General features: G+C 40.6%; 15 protein-coding genes. 10 read left to right on the top strand and 5 right to left on the bottom strand.

Features of this window, described 5'->3' with window-relative positions; genetic code table 11:
- The first annotated feature begins 8 nt into the window (after positions 1-8).
- The 8 genes from EFY79_RS11185 to EFY79_RS11150 all read left to right on the top strand — a co-directional run bounded on the left by EFY79_RS11185 (position 9) and on the right by EFY79_RS11150 (position 11582).
- Positions 9-1493, top strand: coding sequence for an MFS transporter (locus EFY79_RS11185; protein WP_199727512.1), 1485 nt, complete (start codon positions 9-11; stop codon positions 1491-1493).
- 24 nt (positions 1494-1517) lie between these two features.
- Positions 1518-2597, top strand: coding sequence for a glycoside hydrolase family 43 protein (locus tag EFY79_RS11180; RefSeq protein ID WP_123120787.1), 1080 nt, complete (start codon positions 1518-1520; stop codon positions 2595-2597).
- Between the two features lie 97 nt (positions 2598-2694).
- Entirely contained in the window at positions 2695-3780 is a 1086-nt protein-coding gene (locus EFY79_RS11175; protein ID WP_123120786.1) for an alpha/beta hydrolase-fold protein, read from the top strand.
- Between the two features lie 7 nt (positions 3781-3787).
- Complete coding sequence (locus EFY79_RS11170; RefSeq protein WP_123120785.1) at positions 3788-5716, top strand: sialate O-acetylesterase; 1929 nt, start codon at positions 3788-3790, stop codon at positions 5714-5716.
- Positions 5717-5725: 9 nt separating this feature from the next.
- Positions 5726-7345, top strand: a complete 1620-nt coding sequence (locus EFY79_RS11165; protein ID WP_123120784.1) for a GH35 family beta-galactosidase — start codon at positions 5726-5728, stop codon at positions 7343-7345.
- Positions 7346-7484: 139 nt separating this feature from the next.
- Positions 7485-9026: an alpha/beta hydrolase family protein gene (locus EFY79_RS11160; protein ID WP_123120783.1), complete on the top strand. Its 1542-nt coding sequence runs from the start codon at positions 7485-7487 to the stop codon at positions 9024-9026.
- A complete protein-coding gene (locus EFY79_RS11155) occupies positions 9007-9795 on the top strand; it encodes a polysaccharide deacetylase family protein (RefSeq protein ID WP_199727511.1) in 789 nt (262 codons plus the stop codon). Before EFY79_RS11160 ends, EFY79_RS11155 begins: the two co-directional genes overlap by 20 nt.
- Positions 9796-9869: 74 nt before the next feature.
- Positions 9870-11582: an IlvD/Edd family dehydratase gene (locus tag EFY79_RS11150; RefSeq protein ID WP_123120782.1), complete on the top strand. Its 1713-nt coding sequence runs from the start codon at positions 9870-9872 to the stop codon at positions 11580-11582.
- Positions 11583-11879: 297 nt separating this feature from the next.
- Here the strand turns inward: EFY79_RS11150 and EFY79_RS11145 are convergent, their stop codons facing one another.
- Positions 11880-12869 carry a GlxA family transcriptional regulator gene (locus EFY79_RS11145; protein WP_123120781.1) on the bottom strand — a complete coding sequence of 330 codons (990 nt, stop codon included), beginning with the start codon at positions 12867-12869 and terminating at the stop codon, positions 11880-11882.
- Positions 12870-12998: 129 nt separating this feature from the next.
- On the opposite strand from EFY79_RS11145, the gene EFY79_RS11140 reads away from it, so the two are divergent.
- Entirely contained in the window at positions 12999-13307 is a 309-nt protein-coding gene (locus EFY79_RS11140) for an EthD family reductase (protein WP_123120885.1), read from the top strand.
- 33 nt (positions 13308-13340) lie between these two features.
- Entirely contained in the window at positions 13341-14273 is a 933-nt protein-coding gene (locus EFY79_RS11135) for an SRPBCC family protein (RefSeq protein ID WP_123120780.1), read from the top strand.
- 48 nt (positions 14274-14321) lie between these two features.
- On the opposite strand, the gene EFY79_RS11130 is transcribed toward EFY79_RS11135, so the two are convergent.
- The 4 genes from EFY79_RS11130 to EFY79_RS11115 form a co-directional block, all read right to left on the bottom strand.
- A complete protein-coding gene (locus EFY79_RS11130; RefSeq protein ID WP_123120779.1) occupies positions 14322-15113 on the bottom strand; it encodes an HpcH/HpaI aldolase family protein in 792 nt (263 codons plus the stop codon).
- 10 nt (positions 15114-15123) lie between these two features.
- Positions 15124-17466 (bottom strand): hypothetical protein, encoded by a 2343-nt coding sequence (locus EFY79_RS11125; RefSeq protein ID WP_123120778.1) that lies wholly within the window; start codon positions 17464-17466, stop codon positions 15124-15126.
- Between the two features lie 105 nt (positions 17467-17571).
- Positions 17572-19812 (bottom strand): DUF7133 domain-containing protein, encoded by a 2241-nt coding sequence (locus EFY79_RS11120; protein WP_123120777.1) that lies wholly within the window; start codon positions 19810-19812, stop codon positions 17572-17574.
- 33 nt (positions 19813-19845) lie between these two features.
- Positions 19846-20631, bottom strand: coding sequence for a ThuA domain-containing protein (locus EFY79_RS11115; protein WP_123120776.1), 786 nt, complete (start codon positions 20629-20631; stop codon positions 19846-19848).
- Positions 20632-20788 lie beyond the last annotated feature (157 nt).

Below are 20788 nucleotides of genomic sequence, written 5' to 3'. Positions count from 1 at the left end.
AACAATTTATGAGCGCCGCAGATGTAACATTAGTTGAGCAAACAGCACCTGCTAAGTTGCCAATACATTCACAGAAATTATCTGTTTTGGAAAAAGTTGGCTACAGCCTGGGCGACCTTGCTGCCAACCTGGTGTTTCAAACCTTGGTGACTTATCTCGCCTATTTTTATACGGATATTTATGGCCTGAAACCTGCTGACGCATCTGTTATCATTTTGACAGTTGGGCTGGTTGCAGCGTTTGGTTTCAATCCGCTGATTGGCGCGATGGCCGACAGAACCCGCTCCCGGTGGGGAAAATTCAGGCCATGGATTTTATTTACTGCCATTCCGCTTGGAGTGATTGCGTTGCTGGCTTTCAGCACACCGCATTTTTCTTACAAAGGAAAAATGATTTATGCAGTAGTTACTTATACTCTGTTGTTGCTTTTATATGCGGCAAACAACTTGCCTTATTCGGCATTGAGCGGCGTTATTACCGGCGATATGAAAGAAAGAAACAGTTTGTCTTCTTATCGTTTTGTAGCGGTGATGTTTGCACAATTTTTTGTGCAGGTATTTATGCTATCCATCATTGAAACCGCAGGTGGTGGCGACAAATCGGTGGGTATTGAAAAAGTAATGACATGGCTGGCAATCATCGGAACGGCCATGCTGCTGATTACTTTTTTCACAACAAAAGAACGGATTGTTCCAAAGCCGGAACAGAAATCAACTTTAAAAGAAGACCTGTCGGATTTGTCAAAAAACAAACCATGGATAATAATGCTGGTGCTTACGACATTAGTGTTTATCACGCTTGCAATGAAAGGCGGTGGCTATGTTTATTATTTTAAAAATTATGTTGACAAAGAAAGCTTAACCAATTTTATAAATCCAATCACACATTTTCTTTCCAACGTCGGCTTAAACTTTTTTGGTGAAGACCCTGTTTCTGCAGGCTTTGGCTTATTCAATGCCGGCGGCATTATTTTTATGATTGTCGGGATTATGCTCTCAAAAAGATTTGCAGATAAATATGGTAAAAGAGATGTGTTTGGAATTTGCTTATTCATTTCTACTTTATTCATATTAGCGTTTATTTTTTATCCGCCAAAAGCCGTAGGCATAATTTTTCTTTCTCAAATTTTACATGGATTTTTTTACGGCCTTACCATTCCGTTGTTGTGGGCTATGATTGCGGATGTCGCCGATTATAGCGAATGGAAAAATAACCGCCGTGCAACCGCAATTATTTTTTCAGCAATGATGGTTGGTTTGAAGGCAGGGCTCAGTATTGGCGGTGCTTTGCTCACATGGATTTTAGGATTGTATCATTACGTGCCAAACAGTGATGTACAATCTACACAAGCCATTCACGGAACTCAAATGTTAGTAAGCATCTATCCATCCATACCTTTTTTAATCGGCGCGGGTTTGTTGTTTTTTTATCAAATAAATAAAAAGATGGAAGTAAAGATTGAAAGTGATTTATTAAAAAGAAGGAAAGAATAAATTAAAATTTTAAAGAATCATATCATGCCTGAACAAAGTATTCAACATATTGATTTTGATGAGCTGAATCAGAAAGCCATATCGCAACCGCTAATTAAAAACATCTTTACAGCAGATCCTTCCGCACACGTATTTAATGAAAGAATATATATCTATCCCTCTCATGATATAGATGCCGGCGATGCATTTGATGATTTGGGAAGTCATTTTGCCATGGAAGATTATCATGTCATCTCGATGGATTCACCGGAAAGGGAAGCAAAAGACAACGGTGTTGCTTTGCGCGTAAACGATGTACCCTGGGCTGAAAAACAAATGTGGGCGCCGGATGCAGCAGAAAAAAATGGAAAATATTATCTCTTTTTTCCTGCGAAAGATTATGAAGGAATTTTTCGTATAGGGGTAGCCGTTAGTGATTCACCTGTTGGTCCTTTTTCGCCAGAACCAGAAGCAATTAAAAAAAGTTTTTCAATAGACCCCGTTGTTTTTAAAGACGATGATGCCTGCCTGGATGGCCCAGCCAGACAGGGAAGTTATTATATGTATTTCGGCGGCATCTGGGGCGGGCAATTACAACGCTGGCGCGACGGTAGTTTCAATGCAACACAACCTGAAAGCCCGACAGCGCATTTGCCAAAAGATAATGAGCCTGCGCTTTGTGCAAAAGTCGCAAAACTCACGAGTGATTTATTGGAATTTGCTGAGGAGCCACGGGACGTTTTAATTGTTGATGAAAATAACAAACCATTATTGCAAGGCGATACGGAAAGAAGATTTTTTGAAGCATCGTGGGTGCATAAATACAATGGCAAATATTATTTTTCTTATTCGACCGGCGACACGCATTTTATTTGTTACGCCATTGGTGATAACCCTTATGGACCTTTTGAATATGCAGGTAAAATTTTAAATCCCGTTGTGGGTTGGACGTCGCATCATTCCATTGTTGAATTTGAAAATGAATGGTATTTGTTTTATCACGACAGTAGTTTGAGTAAAGGAGTTACACATTTGCGTTCCATCAAGGTTACAAAATTGGTTCATGATGAAAATGGTTTTATAAAAACAATAGAACCATACGGCGATTTCAAGGCATTGGTTTAGAAACAGCGTTTGCAAATTAAAATTCTGATTATTTGTTTGCTTACTGATTTAACATCAATCATCTGAAGAAGAATTTTTACAAAAAGAATTATAACAAATGAAAAAATTATTGCTCATTGCGCTTTCGCTATTTCTTGCAGAAATAATGATTGGGCAATCAACTGAAGTAACTATTCCAGGCTCGCAAACAAGAAACTTTACTTCATCAATTGTGAACGGACAGGAATATGCTTTGCAAATTTCATTGCCTGCAAGCTATAATAAGAGCAATCAAAAATATCCTGTTGTTTACCTGATGGATTCGCAGTGGGATTTCCCTTTGCTGACGGCTTTATACGGACAACAATATTATGACGGATTTATTCCCGAAGTAATAGTTGTTGGAATTACATGGGGCGGCAGTTATCCAAATCCTGACAGTTTAAGAGCCAGAGATTATACACCAACAAATGAGAAGCGTTTGCCGCAAAGTGGCGGCGCTAATAAGTTTCTTTCTGTAATAAAAAATGAAATATTTCCTTTAGTGGGAAAAAATTATCGTGTTGATGAAAATGATAAAACATTAATCGGTTGTTCGCTCGGTGGATTGTTTACGATGTACACTTTATTTACGCATCCCGAAATGTTTAATCGTTATGTAGCCGCCAGTCCTGCTTTCATGTGGGACAACAACATTTTGTATAAATATGAAGAGCAATATCATGCAAACAAATCCAATCCTCCGGCAAGATTATTTATGTGTGTTGGTGGCGTTGAAACAAGCGTGCCGGATTATGAAAAGCTTACTGTTTTTTTAAATAATCGCCGTTATTCCAATTTACAAATTGAAAGTAAAGTCTTTGAAAACACGGGCCATTCCGGCACAAAAGGAATTGGTTATGAAAAAGGGTTGCAATTTGTTTTCAAACGCCCTTCCATAGAATTATCTTCAAATATTCTACAGCAATATACCGGCATTTACAAATTAAATGACGGAACGACTGTGAATGTAAAGCCTGATGGAGGCTTACTCACAGCATCTGCGGGAAATAATTCATTCAAATTATTAGCAGCTTCTGAAACGGATTTTTATATCATTTCATCTTTTCTAAACTTACATTTTGTGAAAGATGAGAAAGGACATGTTTCCGGCTTTCAATTGAATCAATATGGTTCCAGCCAGTTTGTGAAAAAAGTCAAATAATAATAAAATGAAGAAATTAATTACGATTGGTTTTTGTTTTATTATAACATACAATGTCAATGCACAGGTAAAGCTTCCTCAAATTATCCGGGACAGTATGATTTTGCAACGCGATGCCAAAATTAATATTTGGGGCTGGGCATCAAAAGGTGAAAAAGTAACCGTAAAATTTAATGGTAGAACTTACAGAGCAACTACTGGTAATGATGGAAAATGGCAAGTGCAATTATTGCCTTTGAAAGCCGGAGGGCCTTATTCAATGGACATCTCAGGCAAAAACAAAATTAGGCTTCATGATATTTTGATGGGTGATGTTTGGCTTTGTGCCGGACAATCAAATATGGTGCATCAAATGAAGCTGCACAGCGTGTTTTATCCCGATGAAATTCCAAACGCAAATTATCCGGACATAAGACAGTTTTGGGTTCCAAATACAACGAACCTGGTAAGCCCGCAAACTGATTTACCAGGTGGTTCATGGAAGTGGGCGAATCCTGAAAATGTCGCAGACTTTTCTGCTGTCGCCTATTTTTTCGCAAAGGATTTATATCAAAAATATCATGTGCCTATTGGTATCATCAATGCAAGCTGGGGCGGCGTGCCTATTGAGTCTATGATGAGTGAAGAAAGTTTAAAATCATTTCCTGATATTTTAAAAACAATAGAAAAAAATAAAGACACGGCCTACGTAAATAGCGTCAACCGAAAAGTTTTTGAGGCTGCGCGAAAAATTAAAAGGCCGGAAGATAAAGGCATGGAAGAAAAATGGTTTTCTCCTTCTTATCAACCAAAAGAATGGCACCGGATTGCTGTTCCCGGGTTTTGGGCAGATGAGGGCGCAAAAAATTTAAATGGCGTTATTTGGTATCGCCGGGAAATTGATGTGCCAGCTTCCATGACGAATGTTCCTGCAAAGGTTTTTATGGGCAGAATTGTAGATGCAGATGAATTGTACATCAATGGAACTAAAGTTGGCTCTACCGGTTACATGTACCCGCAACGCCGTTATCCCGTTCCAGAGGGTGTTTTGAAACCGGGGAAAAATTTATTTGTGGTGCGTGTTACGAACAATTTTGGCAAAGGTGGATTCGTTCCTGATAAACCGTATGAATTAATAGCGGGCAATGATACTGTTGATTTAACAGGTTACTGGCAATATAAAGTTGGATTATTAAATGAGCCGCGCCTTGGGGGCAGAGGTTTTGGTGGTTTTGGTATTGCGTTGCAAAATCAACCGACTGCATTATACAATTCAATGATTGCGCCTTTGATTAATTATGCGATTAAAGGATTTGTCTGGTACCAGGGTGAAAGCAATACCGGCAAACCGGATGAATATGCAAAGCTGCAACCGGCGATGATTACCGATTGGCGAAGTAAATGGAACGAAGGGGATTTGCCATTTTTATTTGTGCAGCTTCCCGGCTTTGGGGATTACAATTATCTTCCTTCAGAAAGCCAGTGGGCGCTGTTTAGAGAAGCGCAGGCAAAATCCTTATCCGTGCCCAACACCGCCATGGCGGTTGCGATTGACCTCGGTGAGTGGAACGATATTCATCCTGACCGTAAGAAACCCGTTGGTGACAGGCTTGCACTTGCAGCCGAAAAAATTGCTTATGGAGAAAATATCGTGTACTCAGGACCGTTATATCAATCTTCGAAAATTGAAGGTGATAAAATCATTATTTCCTTTACACATACAGGCACCGGACTAAGTACCAACGATGGCGAAGCTCCTGCTGAATTTGCTATTGCAGGAGAAGATAAAAAATTTGTATGGGCTGACGCAAAAATTGATGGCGATAAAATAATCGTGTCGAATGAAGATGTACCGAATCCAAAGTATGTTCGTTATGCCTGGGCGGATATGCCGGTAAATCCTAATTTGATAAATAAGGAAGGCTTGCCCGCAGCGCCTTTCAGAACGGACGAATAAAAATACTCTATGAAAAAATTAATCAGTGGAAATTACTTTTTCAGCTTATTTGTTCTTTTACTGTGCTATTCGAAACCGTATAGCCAATCTATTCCTCATCTGCAAAAGAAAGGCACTTCACAACAATTAATTGTTGATGGAAATCCGTTTCTAATCCTTGGCGGTGAATTGGGAAATTCAACTGCATCAAGCCTTGACTACATGCGACCTTTTTGGAAGAAATTTAAGGCAATGAATTTGAACACGATTCTTGTTCCTGCATATTGGGATTTAATGGAGCCGGAAGAAGGAAAATTTGATTTCACTTTAATAGACAGCATTATCAATACGAGTCGCAAAAATAATTTGAAAGTAATTCTCTTATGGTTTGGGTCCTGGAAAAACAGCATGAGTTGTTATGCGCCAGCGTGGATTAAAACAAACGAAAAACGTTTTCCACGTGCGCAGGACCGTACCGGAAAGGGATTAGAAATACTTTCTGCTTTCAGCAAAAATAATCTGGATGCAGACAAGAAGGCTTTTTCTGAATTGATGAAACACATCAAAGAAACCGACCAATCACAAACAGTGATAATGGTGCAGGTAGAAAATGAAATTGGAATGCTTACTGAAGCAAGAGAATACACAGCCGATGCCAATAAAGCTTTTAACAATGAAGTGCCAAAAGAACTGATGGATTATTTGATTGTAAATAAAGATTCTATCGTTCCGGAATTAAAAGAGCATTGGAAAAAAACAAATTTTGCAACAAAAGGAAATTGGGAAAATGTATTTGGCAAAAGTCTTGCAACTGATGAATTATTCCAGGCATGGTATTATGCAAAATATACCAACGCGGTTGCAGAAGCAGGAAAAAAAGAATTTCGTGTATCCATGTACGTTAATGCCGCATTGAATTATCGAAATGTGCAACCCGGCCAATATCCCAGTGCAGGACCATTGCCGCATCTGATGGATATCTGGCAGGCAGCCGCTCCCGCAATTGATTTCTTATCACCTGATTTTTACAATCCATATTTCAAGCATTATTGCGATTTGTACACGAGAAGAAACAATCCATTATTCATTCCTGAAATACGCTTTGAACCTTCCAATGCAGCCAAAGTTTTCTATGCAATTGGCCATTCCCAGGCGATGGGTTTCTCTCCCTTCTCAATCGAATCAACAGAACATCCGGAAGGCGAGAGCTATTCTATTTTATCACAATTATCACCCGAGATTTTAAAGTATAGTGGCACAGGAAAAATGGATGGTGTATTGCTCGATACATCAACAAAAAAACAGGAAATCGTTTTAGGAAATTATAAACTTACTGTTTCACATGATTACACTTTGGGGTGGTCGCCCGAAGCAAAAAATCCTGATTGGCCAATGAGCGGCGCAATTATAATCCAGGAGAATGAGAATAATTTTATCGTTGCCGGAACCGGCGTGGTTGTTACATTTACTATAAATAATACCAATAATAAATCAGCCGGAATTTTACAGGCGGAAGAAGGAATTTATAAAAATGGTAAATGGATTCCGGGAAGAAGAATGAACGGCGACCAGGACCACCAGGGCAGGCACGTCCGAATTCCTGTGGGTGAATGGGGAATTCAGAAAGTGAAATTGTATAAGTATGAATAATGCATCTGAAAGACAAACCCGCCTTCGACAAGCTCAGGCTGACATCTTTCTGTCATGTTGAGCCTATCGAAACATTAACTGGGAAATATTTTGAATCATAGCTTAATAAAAATTCTTAGGCCATATATAAAATTAACACATGAAAAAGTTTTTTCTTTTTTCAATTGCGATAATACTTTCCAAATTTCTTATTGCACAAGACACAACCATTAATGGCATTTCCTATCCAAAACCTGTAAATTTCACTGCGCAGCAGAATCAGGAAAACATGATGAAGCAGTTAGGCATCACATCACTACGGCCGGGGCCGAGTGGCAATGAATTGGCGCCGAATCATGCAAATTATGATACGACGAAAGCAGACCCTTGTCCGAAGCTTCCCGAAATTCTTACCACAAAAAATGGAAAGAAGGTTACTACCCCCGAAATGTGGTGGAAGGTGCGGCGGCCCGAAATTGTAGAAGATTACGAACGCGAAGTATATGGAAGAATTCCTAAAAATATTCCTGAAGTAAAATGGACGGTAAAAGTTACCGACCGCGAATTTATCCGGCGGGGATTTATACCGGTTATTGCAAAAGAAATTGTTGGTCATGTGGACAACAGCGCTTATCCGCTCATCAATGTGGATATTAAAATGATGCTGGTAATTCCAATGAATGTGAAAGGCCCTGTTCCGGTGCTGATGATGTTTGGCCAGCCATCGTTCCCTTCACCGGCGCAGCCTTCCAATGATGACATGGAAATATTGAATGCCACGTTCAAAGAAATGATGATAAAAGCCAATCCGGAAGTAAAAAAGATTTTTGATAAATATCCTGCCTATTCGCCCATTACAAAAACCACCATTAATTTCTTTGCACCGCAAACAGGCGAAGCTTCTCCTACAGAACAATTGCTGGCAGCGGGCTGGGGGTATTGTACTATTGACCCTAACAGCATCCAGGCAGATAATGGCGATGGATTAACCAAGGGAATTATAGGTTTGATAAATAAAGGGCAACCGCGCAAGCCCGATGACTGGGGTGCATTGAGGGCATGGAGCTGGGGCGCAGCACGTGCATTGGATTATCTCGAAACGGACAGTCTGGTTGATGCAAAAAAAGTAGGAATTGAAGGTGTATCACGGTATGGGAAAGCTGCATTGGTTACGCTTGCATTTGAACCGCGCTTCGCCACCGCATTGGTTGGCTCTCCCGGCAAAGGTGGTGCAACCTTATTACGTCGTAACTTTGGCGAAGCCGTTGAAAGCCTTACCGGTGGAGAGTTTTATTGGATGGCAGGAAACTTTTTAAAGTATGGCGCCGAAAAATCAAAGTTTGGAAAAATGACAGGCTGCGATTTACCCGTTGATTCACATGAATTGATTGCCTTGTGCGCCCCGCGACCCATGTTTTTAAGTTATGGCATTCCTGCAAAAGGCGACGCCAACTGGCTTGACCATCGCGGCAGTTTTAAGGCAATTGTGGCAGCAGGAGTAGCCTATAAATTATTGGGTGCAAAAGATTTGGGCGTTGGCAATGATTATATGCAAGAATATATGCCGCCCGTAAATGTTGGTTTATTGGATGGACAGCTTGCGTGGCGCCAGCATGATGGCGGACATACTGACGCACCGAATTTTAAATATTTTATATCGTGGGCAAATAAGAATCTGAATTATGAAAAGAAATCCCGATAAAATAATTATGAAAAATCATTTATGCCTCAGGCAAGCGATTCCGTTTCTGTTGATATTTTTTTTATCTAACGGTAATGCCTATTCGCAAACCGATACTACATGGAATCATAAAAAATGTGCGGTGGTGCTGACTTATGATGATGGATTGAATATTGGTTTAACCAATGTAATTCCTGCATTAGATTCTCTTGATTTGAAAGGAACCTTTTACATTTCGGATTATTTTGACGGGCTAAAGGCACAAATAGATGGATGGAGAAAAGCCGCAGCAGAAGGGCACGAGCTCGGCAATCACACCATCTGGCATCCGTGCGACGGAAGCCTTCCCGGAAGAAACTTTGTAAAGCCCGATTATGATTTGCATACTTACACAGTGAACAGAATGGACAATGAAATTCTCGCCATGAATAATATTTTAAAAGCCATTGATGGAAAAGAGGAAAGAACATTTGCGTATCCGTGTGGCGATACAAAAATTCATGATTCTGCTTACCTTGATTATATGAAATACAAATTCGTGGCTGCCCGTGGCGTTACGCCTGAGATGTTGCCTCTTAATAAGGTCAACTTGAATAATGTGGGTTGCTACATGGAGAACGGAGCATCTGCCGATGAAATGATTGCGTTGGTCAAAAAAGCAATGAAAACGCATACGTTGCTCGTTTTTCTTTTTCACGGAGTGGGCGGCGAACACAACATCAATATTTCGCTGGCCGCGCACAGCAGGCTTTTGCATTTCTTAAAACAAAATGAAAAGACATCTGGATAGCGCCCATGATTGATGTGGCTAAATTTATAAAGAGGCATCAACCTAAATAATTAATAAAAATTAAAAGACTAACAATGAAAAAATTAAGAAGTGCAGATTGGTTTGGCAAATCAGACAAGATGGGATTTGTTCATCGTTCGTGGCTTCGCAACCAGGGATACCCGGATGATTATTTCCAGGGCAAGCCCGTAATCGGCATTTGCAATACATGGAGCGAACTCACGCCATGCAATGCGCATCTCCGCGACTTTGCCGAGGTAGTAAAAAGAGGCGTGGTAGAAGCAGGCGGTTTTCCCATGGAATTCCCTGTTACTTCCCTTGGTGAAACATTGATGCGGCCCACCACGATGTTGTTCAGAAACCTCGCCAGCATGGACGTTGAAGAAACCATAAGAGCCAACCCACTTGATGGAATCGTGCTGCTTACGGGTTGTGATAAAACAACGCCTTCCACTGTTATGGGTGCGTGCAGCGTGGATTTGCCAACCATCGTTGTTCCCGGTGGTCCTATGCTGAATGGGCGTTTTAAAGGCGAATGTATCGGTTCCGGTTCCTTCAACTGGATGGTAAAAGAAAAAGTATTGGTTGAAAATTTTACTGCAGAAGATATACATGAAGCGGAAATCGGCGTAGCAAGAAGCAATGGGCATTGCATGACGATGGGCACGGCCTCCACCATGGCTTGTATGGTAGAAGCGTTAGGACTAACACTGCCTGGCGCAGCGGCAATTCCGGCTGTGGATTCCCGGAAAAAAGTAATGGCGCAACTGAGTGGAAGAAGGATTGTAGAGATGGTAAAAGAGGATTTGAAACTTTCAAAAATTCTTACCAGGGATGCCTTTGAAAATTCAATAGTGGTAAATGCTGCGGTTGGCGGCTCAACAAATTTTATCATTCATCTTTTGGCCATTGCCGGCAGAATTGGTGTTGAGCTTGATATGGAAGATTTCGATAAGCTGGGAAGTAAAATTCCTTTGCTGGTGAACCTAAAACCTTCAGGAAAATATTTGATGGAAGATTTTTATTATGCCGGCGGATTACCCGTTGTGATTAAGGAATTAAAAAAATACTTACACACCGATGCAATCACGGTAAATGGAAAATCTATTGGCGATAATAACGTGAACCCGGTTTGCTATAACCAGGAAGTGATTGCAACGCTTGATAATCCGCTACAGGAACACGCTGGCATGGTTGTATTAAAAGGCAATTTGTGCGAGCAGGGAGCGGTGATTAAGCCCTCGGCTGCAACAAAAGAGCTGATGAAACATCGTGGGCGTGCGGTTGTTTTTGAAAGTATGGAAGATTATCATGCACGCATTGATAATCCCGAACTGGATATTGATGAAAATTGTGTGATAGTTTTGAAAGGCGTTGGCCCTGTTGGTTATCCGGGCATGCCTGAAGTGGGCAATGTAGATTTACCCGAAAAATTATTATTAAAAGGCGTCAGGGACATCATCAGAATTTCTGATGGGAGAATGAGCGGAACAGCTGCGGGTACAGTCGTGTTGCATGTTTCACCAGAATCTGCTATCGGAGGCACGTTAGCACTGGTAAAAGACGGCGACATGATAGAACTTGATGTGGAACAAAGAAAATTGCATCTCGACGTAAGCGATGAAGAATTAAAAGCGAGAAAAGAAAAATGGATTGCGCCACCGCCGGTCACCAACAGGGGTTATGTAAAATTTTACATTGACCATGTTCAACAAGCTAATTTAGGCGCCGACCTGGATATTTTACAGGGTGGCTCGGGAAGTAATGTAACAAGAGATTTGCATTAGCTTTAAAAAGGCATTTGAAGCTCCGTAAGTTTTTTATAGGTAACGGTTATGTATAAACGAAAATATTTTCGTAAACACTTTTAGCAGTAAAGCAATAAATAAAGAGAATTCTGTTTTTATTACTTTTTTTGAATGCAAATTTTTTAGCAGCGGGTGTATTCAGAAATTAATGTGCAATTTTGTAAGAATATAAATCCGCATTATTTCTTCGTTTGCTACATGATTCTTTTATTAATTTTTGCAGAAATCATAGATACATTTCAAAAAAAATTTCAATGAGTTTACAGGTGGAAGGATTTACACCAGCGCTTCTTTATTGTATTTGTGTTTGTATTCCAACGGTGATAATCCGGTAACCTTCCTAAACACTTCCCTAAAGGCTTTCATGTCGTTGTAGCCTGATTCATACATTACTTCACTCACTGTTTTTCGTGTGGTTTCAAAAGATTTTTTTGCTGATTCTACTTTTACTCTTTGTAGATATTCAATGGGCGTATTGCCGGTTGCTTTTACAAACCTTCTGTCAAAGTTTCTTCTTCCTACAGCAAATTTTTGAGATACTTCTTCCACCGATATTTTTTCAAGAAAATTATCTTCAAAAAATTCCTGAGCCTGCTTTATAATGTCATCGCCATGCGATTTTTGGCCATTAAAAATAGTAAAGGCCGATTGGTTTTGTCTGTCAATTTCTACCTGGAAAATTTTAGAACAATAGATAGCAGTTTCACGGCCATAATATTTTTCAACGAGATAAATTAAAAGATTTAAAAAAGAATAAGCGCCACCGTTGGTATATATTCCCTGTTCGTCTGTGATGAGCTTGTCTTTTTTTACATCTATCAGAGGAAAAAGGCTCCTTAATTTATCTACCGAATTCCAATGAATCGAACAACTTTTTCCATCCAGTAAGCCAGAAGAGGCAAGCATGAAAGCGCCCGTGCACATCGTTGCCACTTCCGCACCATTCTTATATTGCTTCACCGTCCAATCCATCAGCAGGCTGTTATTTGCCGACAATTTTTGAAAATCATGTGCTATCGCGGGAATAATAATCAGGTCGGTGGCGGGCACATCATCAATAGAAGTTTGCGGACGGATAGCCATAAGGCCGTTGCCGATTTCTGCTTCATCTGTAAGGCCTGCAAGAACAATTTTAAACAGTTCTTTTTGTCCGTTAATCTTTCGGTAATGATTTGCACGTGAAAAGAAATCGTAAGCCCCGGCAATGCAGGAAACGGTGCTGAGCGCGGACTGTGAATCCGGAACTAAAATGGTAAGATGTTTCATTGGAAGAGCTTTAAATATTCATCACAAAGCTAAAAAATCCACATGTCCAAAACAACCCCTTAAAATGTCCATTTTGCCGCCCTCAAAAGTATTTTAAAGACAATACTTTTGTTTGATAAAAAATTGAATATGGCTACTATGATGGTAATTTATAAAACACCTCGCGATAAGGAATCGTTTCTTGAACATTACTTTGATGTGCACATTCCTTTGGCTAAAAAGTTACCGGGATTGATAAAATATAAAGTGAGCCAAAGCCCCGTGCCAGTCATTTCCGGACAGGACGTTTTCCTGATTGGGGAATTGGTTTTTGCAAGCATGGAAGATATCAAATCAGCATTCGCTTCACCGGAAGGGCGGGCATGTGCGGAGGACAGAAAAATTTTAGCTGAGGATGATAAGGTGCAAATTTATTTGTATGAAACCACAGAAGTATAAGAAAATAATTTTCACATTTATAAAAAATAGCAAATGAAACAAAGCGATTTCTCTACAACACTTATGGTGGATGCGTCTCCAAAACAGGTGTTTGATGCAATTAATAATGTGCGCGGCTGGTGGTCAGAAAATATTGAAGGAGATACTAATAAAGCCAACAGCGAATTTTTGTATCATTACCAGGATGTGCATCGCTGCCGGATTAGAATCACTGAACTGGTGCCGGATAAAAAAGTAGCATGGCATGTGATGGAAAATTATTTCAAATTCACAGAAGATAAAACCGAATGGAAAGACACGGATATAGTATTCGATATTGTTAGTAAAAATGGAAAAACAGAATTAACGTTTACACACATTGGGTTGGTTCCGGATTATGAATGTTATCAAATTTGCCATGATGCATGGACACATTACATCCAGGATAGTTTGAAAAATCTTATCACCACCGGACAGGGAAAAGCAACTCCGAAAGAAGCGCCAGAGGATTCCTTGCAAGACGAAACCCCGGAAAAACCGGTAGGAGAGAATCGCGAAACAAAAAGTATTTATCACCGCCTGCTGATTAAGGTGCCGGTAGAAAAAGTGTATGAAGCGCTTACCACCCAGCAAGGGCTTGCGGGCTGGTGGACGCCGGATACCATTGCCCAGGCTGAGAAAGGCACCATTTTAAGATTTGGCTTCGGGCCTGATTACTTTAAGGAAATGCGCGTGGAAGAATTAAAGCCTTACAGTAAAGTAAAATGGCTTTGCCTGAAAGCATTTTCGGAATGGATAGGAACAACACTCACGTTTGAACTGGAAGCAGTTGCCAAAGGAGCTGTCCTTACCTTCCATCACGATGGCTGGAAAGAATACAGCAACGAGTTTGCATCGTGCAGCTTTGATTGGGCACTTTTCTTCAAAAGCCTGAAATTACTTTGTGAAACAGGAAAAGGAAAACCTTACCCGGATTTTGATAAATAGGCGTCAATAGGTTATCAGTAAAAAGATAAATAAGTTGAATTTTTATTTTCAATTGTTTTCATTCATAATACCGCGAAGATTTAGCAATGCGTTTTTATAAGCGTCTTTGATAAATTTAGTATCGTAACTGTAAGTAATAAAACGCATTCCTTCCTTCGTCCATTTGGTTACGTCTTCCATATTGGAAAGATGGATCCCCGGAGCAACGCCGTATTTATTACATTGATTGATTATTTCACGGAAGGCTTCTTCCATGCGGGGATGGTGCAACTGGCCTGAAATACCCATATCATTGCTAAGGTCGGCCGGACCAATCATTATCGCGTCTATACCAGGGGTTGATATTATCTTTTCGGCGTTGTTAATGCCCTCTTCGCTTTCAATTTGAACTATGGTCATCAGTTCGCGGTTAGCCCAGTCCAAATATTCATCCGTTGAATAATCCCTGAATAAAGTGGCGGTAGTGGAAACACTTACCCCACGTTTGCCCATGGGCGCATATTTAACCGATTCAATAATATGCCTTGCCTCGGCGGCCGTTTTTACCTGGGGCAAAATCAAACCTTCTGCACCAATATCAAGCATTTGCGCCATCTGGTGATAGAGCTTGTCGGGCACGCGCACGAATAAGCCCATTTTTTCGTACTTCGCTACCAATGAAAAGCTACCCAGCGTTTCATAATTATAATCATTGTGTTCAGTGTCTAATATGATGTAATCCCATCCTTCAGAAGCGCACAATGCAACGGCTTGTGGTGATTTCAGCACCCGGAGCATCGTTCCGAAACAAATTTTTCCTTCGCGCAGCTTTTGTTTTACAACGCTGGTTTTTAAACTCATGCTATTTTTATTAATTCTGTTTCAAAAGCCATACGTCGCAAACCTTGGATTTTTGCCGCCAGTTTAATTGTGATTCTTCGGGTTCATCAAAAGTGATTTCGATTTTTCCATCACATACTAATTGAACCGGCACTTCAAATTCTTTAAATTCTTCATATCCTTTATTATAGATACGAGGCTGCAGCCGATAGCCATCTGCCCGTAATAACGCTTCTCCATAACCGGCAATCCGAATCAGGTAGTATCCATTCGGGTCCAGGTCTTCATACACCAGCCTGGGAAAGTTTTGAAATAATTGCGTTGACAGGCGTTTTCTGCTCATACCGTTGTCCCACCAGGCTACATCAGTTGCATCGTCTGACCACGTCTTTACATGAGGCTCTTTGGAAATGTTCGAAACATCGTCATAATAGCTTCCGGGTCCGGGATTATCCCAGGTATAAATAATTTGTAAACGCGCAAGCTTTTCCTGCTCAGATTTCATCTGCCGAATTTTTGCAAATTCATCAGAGAGCCACCAACGGTTGTTTAAAGGGTAATCAAGAAAATCCAGGATAGCACCGCGCTCAGCGCCGCTTGCATTGTATTTCTTCACGCTGGTTTGCATTCCTATCGAGTTAAAAAGTGCTGCGCAATAGTTAACAATTTTTTGGCGCAAGTCAGGGGAAACAGGATTTTTATCCGCTTCGTTCACGATGCGCAACGCACTATCCATTGCCACGTCTGAACCTATTTCCCCGGCCTTTTTCAGTACCTCATTGGATTTAGCTTCAAGGCTTTGCTCATAAATTTTTCTGCGCCGCGTATAGGTATCGTAATAGCATCGCATCACGAGTTGTTGCCAGCGCCAGTTATTTTGTAGTTGAGGATTTTTCGATTCGAGATTTTTCCAAAAAGAAAAGGTGGTTTCTACTCCGCCGTTGGCTTCCAAAGGGCCAACCCAATTTCGCTCTAAAGCCAAAATCCCGTTCGCTGCAGGTTCTGCAAGTGAAGCGCCAAAGAAGAAGCGGGCATAATCTTTAATAATCTCAGTAACTTCTGTATGGGAATTCCAGCCCAATTGGCTCCAGACAATTTTATTTACATCATCATGAACACCATCAGAGTAAGAAATAAATCCATCCGTAAAAGGAGCATAGCGGTTGTGGATTTGCGCATAATAAAATGGTTGCGGATTACAAACTTCGCGCCCCTCCGTGAGTGCATAGGCCTGGTCCCAATTTAGCACCGGGTATTGGCACCGAACCGTATGTGTGATGTCGGGGTAGGAAATATGCTGATATCTTTTGGGCAGCCTGAATCTCGTTTGCGCAAGATCGGGGCTGGAAGGGCCCGTTACAACGCCGGTGAGCCATTCAGGGTTGTTATCTTTTAAATATTTGAAAAAATAATCTACCTGCGAATTATTAAAACCTTGCAGGGAAATCCACAGGCCTGCATGAGGATGATACTTTTTTAATTCCGCGGCAATTCGTTTTAAAAAGGGCATTACGTATTTGGGGTCATTTTCGCCGGGGTCGCCTCCGGGGAAAAAAACGCCGTCGAGCCGCGGGCATTCTTTATAAAAGGCTGCATGTTTTTTTACTTCAGCCTCAAACAAATCTTGTTTTGACAAGTCAACATCAGCAGGCGTCCAAACCCAATATTCAAGCCCGTAGTTGTTGCATATTTCACTCATCTTCCGGTTCATTTCCTCGCGCGGCACTTTCATGTTCGGGCCGGGGTCATCATCCTGGAAGGGAATATTTTCAATACTGTTTGTTCCAAATAAAGCCAGCTCGCGGATGTATTTGTCAAACTGGTCTACCGTCCATGCGTCCCACGAATTAGCCGTATTGCGGTAGCCAAGCTGGTGGCCACGGTAAGTATATTCAGGTGAAGTAGCTATCTCATTTTTCGTGTTAAATAAAATCTTTTTGGGCGAAAGTTCTGCTTTGCGAAGAAATTCGCCGATGGCAAAAATGATTCCTCTTTCATCTGCGCCAATCAACCAAAGAATCTGCTTTCCGTTCATTTTTTCAGAAACAATCCTGAATCCTTCGGCTTTCGTTTCAGGCAGATTTTTGCCATCGCGTTTGGGCACGCGTACACCGCTTATTTCATTATCTTTTATTGATGCTAAAACAATAACCTGGGTGTTTTCAAATCCTGAGATAAGCCGGAGATTAATGGAAGTGCGTTGAGCTACTTCCTCCTGCAAAACCCGTATCGCTGTTTCTCTTACGGGATGTGCTATTGTTGAAGAAGCAATAATGGAAGCTTTACTCAAGTCTGCTATTTGTGCTGATGAGAAACCTGTATGAAATATTAAAAAAGAAAGTAAAATTGTTTTAAAAAAAATGAGTCTATTCATAATATCGGCTATTAATTTCAAAAGGCAATTCGTATAGTAAAGCAACAAATAAATAAAATTCTTATTTATCTATAATTTTAAAAAGGGACAAGCTTTTTAATTTGGTTACTTTATTTTATTAAGCTCTTCTAAGGTCCATGGTTCATTTCTTCCCTTCATTTCTTCGCGTATTTTCTTTACTTCGCTGCGTGTAACAACAGGAGAGCTGTTTTTTTTGTTGGAAGAATTTGTCCCGAATTCATACCGTGCATAGCTTAATACATCCGCAATCCAGCCATCGCGGTTTGCTGCCATTGAGGGCATCTCAGCCGGATATGTTTTTCCTTCTACCGGGCCGGTTAGTCCACCCAATAAAATCCTCATTGCTGTATATTTTTGGGAGGGTTGCAATGGAGCCGCTCCCACAAGCGGCGGAGCTGCCATCGTGCCACTACCCGTTGCTAACCCTTTACCGTCTGCACCATGGCAGTTAGCACAAAAAGATCTAAAAGTTAGTGCCCCATGGAGTATGGTGCTTTTATCATCTTCTGACATACCGGTAAGCCTTCCTGAAAGTTCTTTTACCATCTGGTTTTTATCAAGCGCATCGCTGGTAGCCACGATCATTTTATTATCTGCATTGTCTTTTATTATTTCTTTAACCACCGCAATTGCCTTATCTGATTTGCTTTGAGACATTGATAAAAAAACCTGCACACGAACATCATAGCTGGGGTCATCTTTGAGTTTTGCTACTTCATCAATCATTTGGCTATCATTTTTCCTAAGGTATGCCTCACTGATCCATACGGCGGTTTTTCTTACTTGTGGATTTGGATCGTTTAAAGCGTGAACAAGAGTTTCTTTATCAATTGAATTTAATCCTTCCAATGTCCATAAAGCGTGTATGCGTGCCAGTTCCCCGGTATCATTTTTCGGTACTTCTTTTTGTCCTGTGGCAATGGATTTCAATTCGGGTACCACAGACCTATCATTACGAATAATAATCAGTTTTTGTGCATTATCACGCCACCAGCCATTAGGATGCCCCAGGTATTTCAAAAGGTTTGCGGTTGATTCATTCAGCAGATCAGGTTTGGGGCCTCTTTTAATTCCATCGTAAACAACCCTGTAAATCCGACCACGTCCAATATTTTTAGCGAGCCCAAGACTATCTATTTTATTTCTGAGAAAAGATCCTGGTTTTGTCCAGTTACCCTGTTGAATAATTCCATGATACATATCCACAATATACAAATCACCATCAGGCCCGGTAGCACTGTTCACCGGCCGGAAATTCATGTCGGAGGATGAAATAAATTCTGAACTATCATAGGCATTTTTCATAAAAGTTCCTCCTTTTATGTCATATACTTTTGCTCTTCTTACTATTCTTCCAACAGGTTCACAAACAATATAGTCTCCTACGAAATCTTTTGGAAACCCGTCTCCTCTGTAAATAGACTGGCCACTGCAGCCTGTAAAATGATTCAGTGTGTTATTTGGTCGCAGCCTTGCCTCGCCACCCTGTACATCAGGAGTGGCTATGATCGGCCATACCGCATCAAAACCCGGAGATAATTGATCGGGTAAATTAAGTCTTCCATAAACCGGGTTGATTTGAAAACCCAAAGCAGGCGTTTCTCCTCCGGCGCTGGAGAAAAATAAACGGCCGTAATTATCGTGCGTTAATCCCCATTGGCCTTGTCCTCCATTGGGGATGCTATCTACCTGCAAGGTACCGTTGGTATACCGGAAACGCACAGGCTCGTAAGTCATATACATCCAGTTATCCAGGTTCCAGTCAAGCCCGCTTCGCTGATGTTCCATGTTATTATCACTGGGAACATAATTATCATTCTTGTAAACTATCTTTTTTACATCTGCCTTACCATCATTATTAGTATCAGTATAGCTGGTTATTGTAATTGAATTGGTCTCGTTTACAAGCAATGATTTTCCTACACTTTGCATCATTCTTGGCAATAAAAGACTATCGACAAATATGGAACTTTTGTCCATTTTTCCATCATTATCAGTATCTTCCAGCAGCATGATCCGGCTCAAGGGAAGCCGTTCACCCGTTGCATCGGCATCCTTCATATAAGTAAGCATTTCCGCTACATACATTCTGCCATTTCCATCCCAGGTAATGGTTACGGGATCTTTAATCATAGGTTCACTGGCGACTAATTCAATATGGTATCCTTTGGGCAGATACATGGTTTTCAGGCTTTGTTCCGGAGATAAATAGGCAGGAGAAGGATGTGCATTGAAAACCGGTTTTTCATCATTTTCATGGCTGGTACATGTAAAAACAAATATTGACAACACTACCAGGGCAATAACCTGAAATTTAATTTTCATGCTGATTATTAATTGAGCTTTCCAGTTGGTATTTTAGTTTATTTTAAGATTGCCATAATTCTTTGTTCCCATGGCATATTCTATTCCGCCAAGGATATGCCGCAGGTAAAGAGGATCAGTGTAAGATTCTTCCACATGGCCTAATTCAGTATAAAAGGCTCTGCCTCCATCATACTCATGATACCAGGCCATGGGATGATTTCCCATAGGTTTAATCTTTCCAAGATCATAGCTTTTTTCGTCAATGGTGATCAGCACATGAAGATCTTTTGCCATCCACTTAAAGCTGTACCATTCGTCTTTACGTACCCATGGATCAGGAAGATGTTTGGTGGAGATATTATTGCGGTCCACAATGTGTAGTGTAGCGGTTTGTTGAGCAGGATGGCCGCCAAAATAAGCGCCGGAAAGGTTGCCATACCATTGCCAATCATATTCACAGTCCGTAGCGGCATGTATTCCCATATAGCCTCCGCCTGCTTCAATATATTTTTTGAATGCTTCCTGTTGCTCATCGTTTAAAACATCGCCTGTTGTACTTAAAAAGATAATGGCGTTATATTGTTTCAGATTTTTATAATTAAATTTTTCCGCATTGATGGTAGTATCTACATCAAAATTATTTTCTGAACCTAATTTTTCGATGGCTACTATTCCGTTTGCAATTGATGCGTGGTGATATCCGGCAGTTTTACAAAAGACCAGTACTTTAGGCTTTGGCTTCGCCAAAGCAGGGGAAATACTAAAGAAAAATATAGCCATTATAGTTAGCAATATTGAAAGATTCTTAAAGAGAATATATCTCGTTTTATTTTTCATTGTCTGTTGTTTTATAAACTAATATTTATTAATCGATGGCAAAACCAGGAATGGTAACTGAAAGATGCTCTATCAATAGCAAATACAAACATCTTAACGATCTGCCTGGCAGGCAGGCAGATTCGTTTACTCTAAGTATTCTCTAAAAACCTATCAA

The sequence above is a fragment of the Hanamia caeni genome, assembly GCF_003721595.1.
Lineage (GTDB): Bacteria > Bacteroidota > Bacteroidia > Chitinophagales > Chitinophagaceae > Ginsengibacter > Ginsengibacter caeni.
Note: the sequence above shows the minus strand (reverse complement) of the source record. Positions and strands in the feature narration are given on the sequence as shown.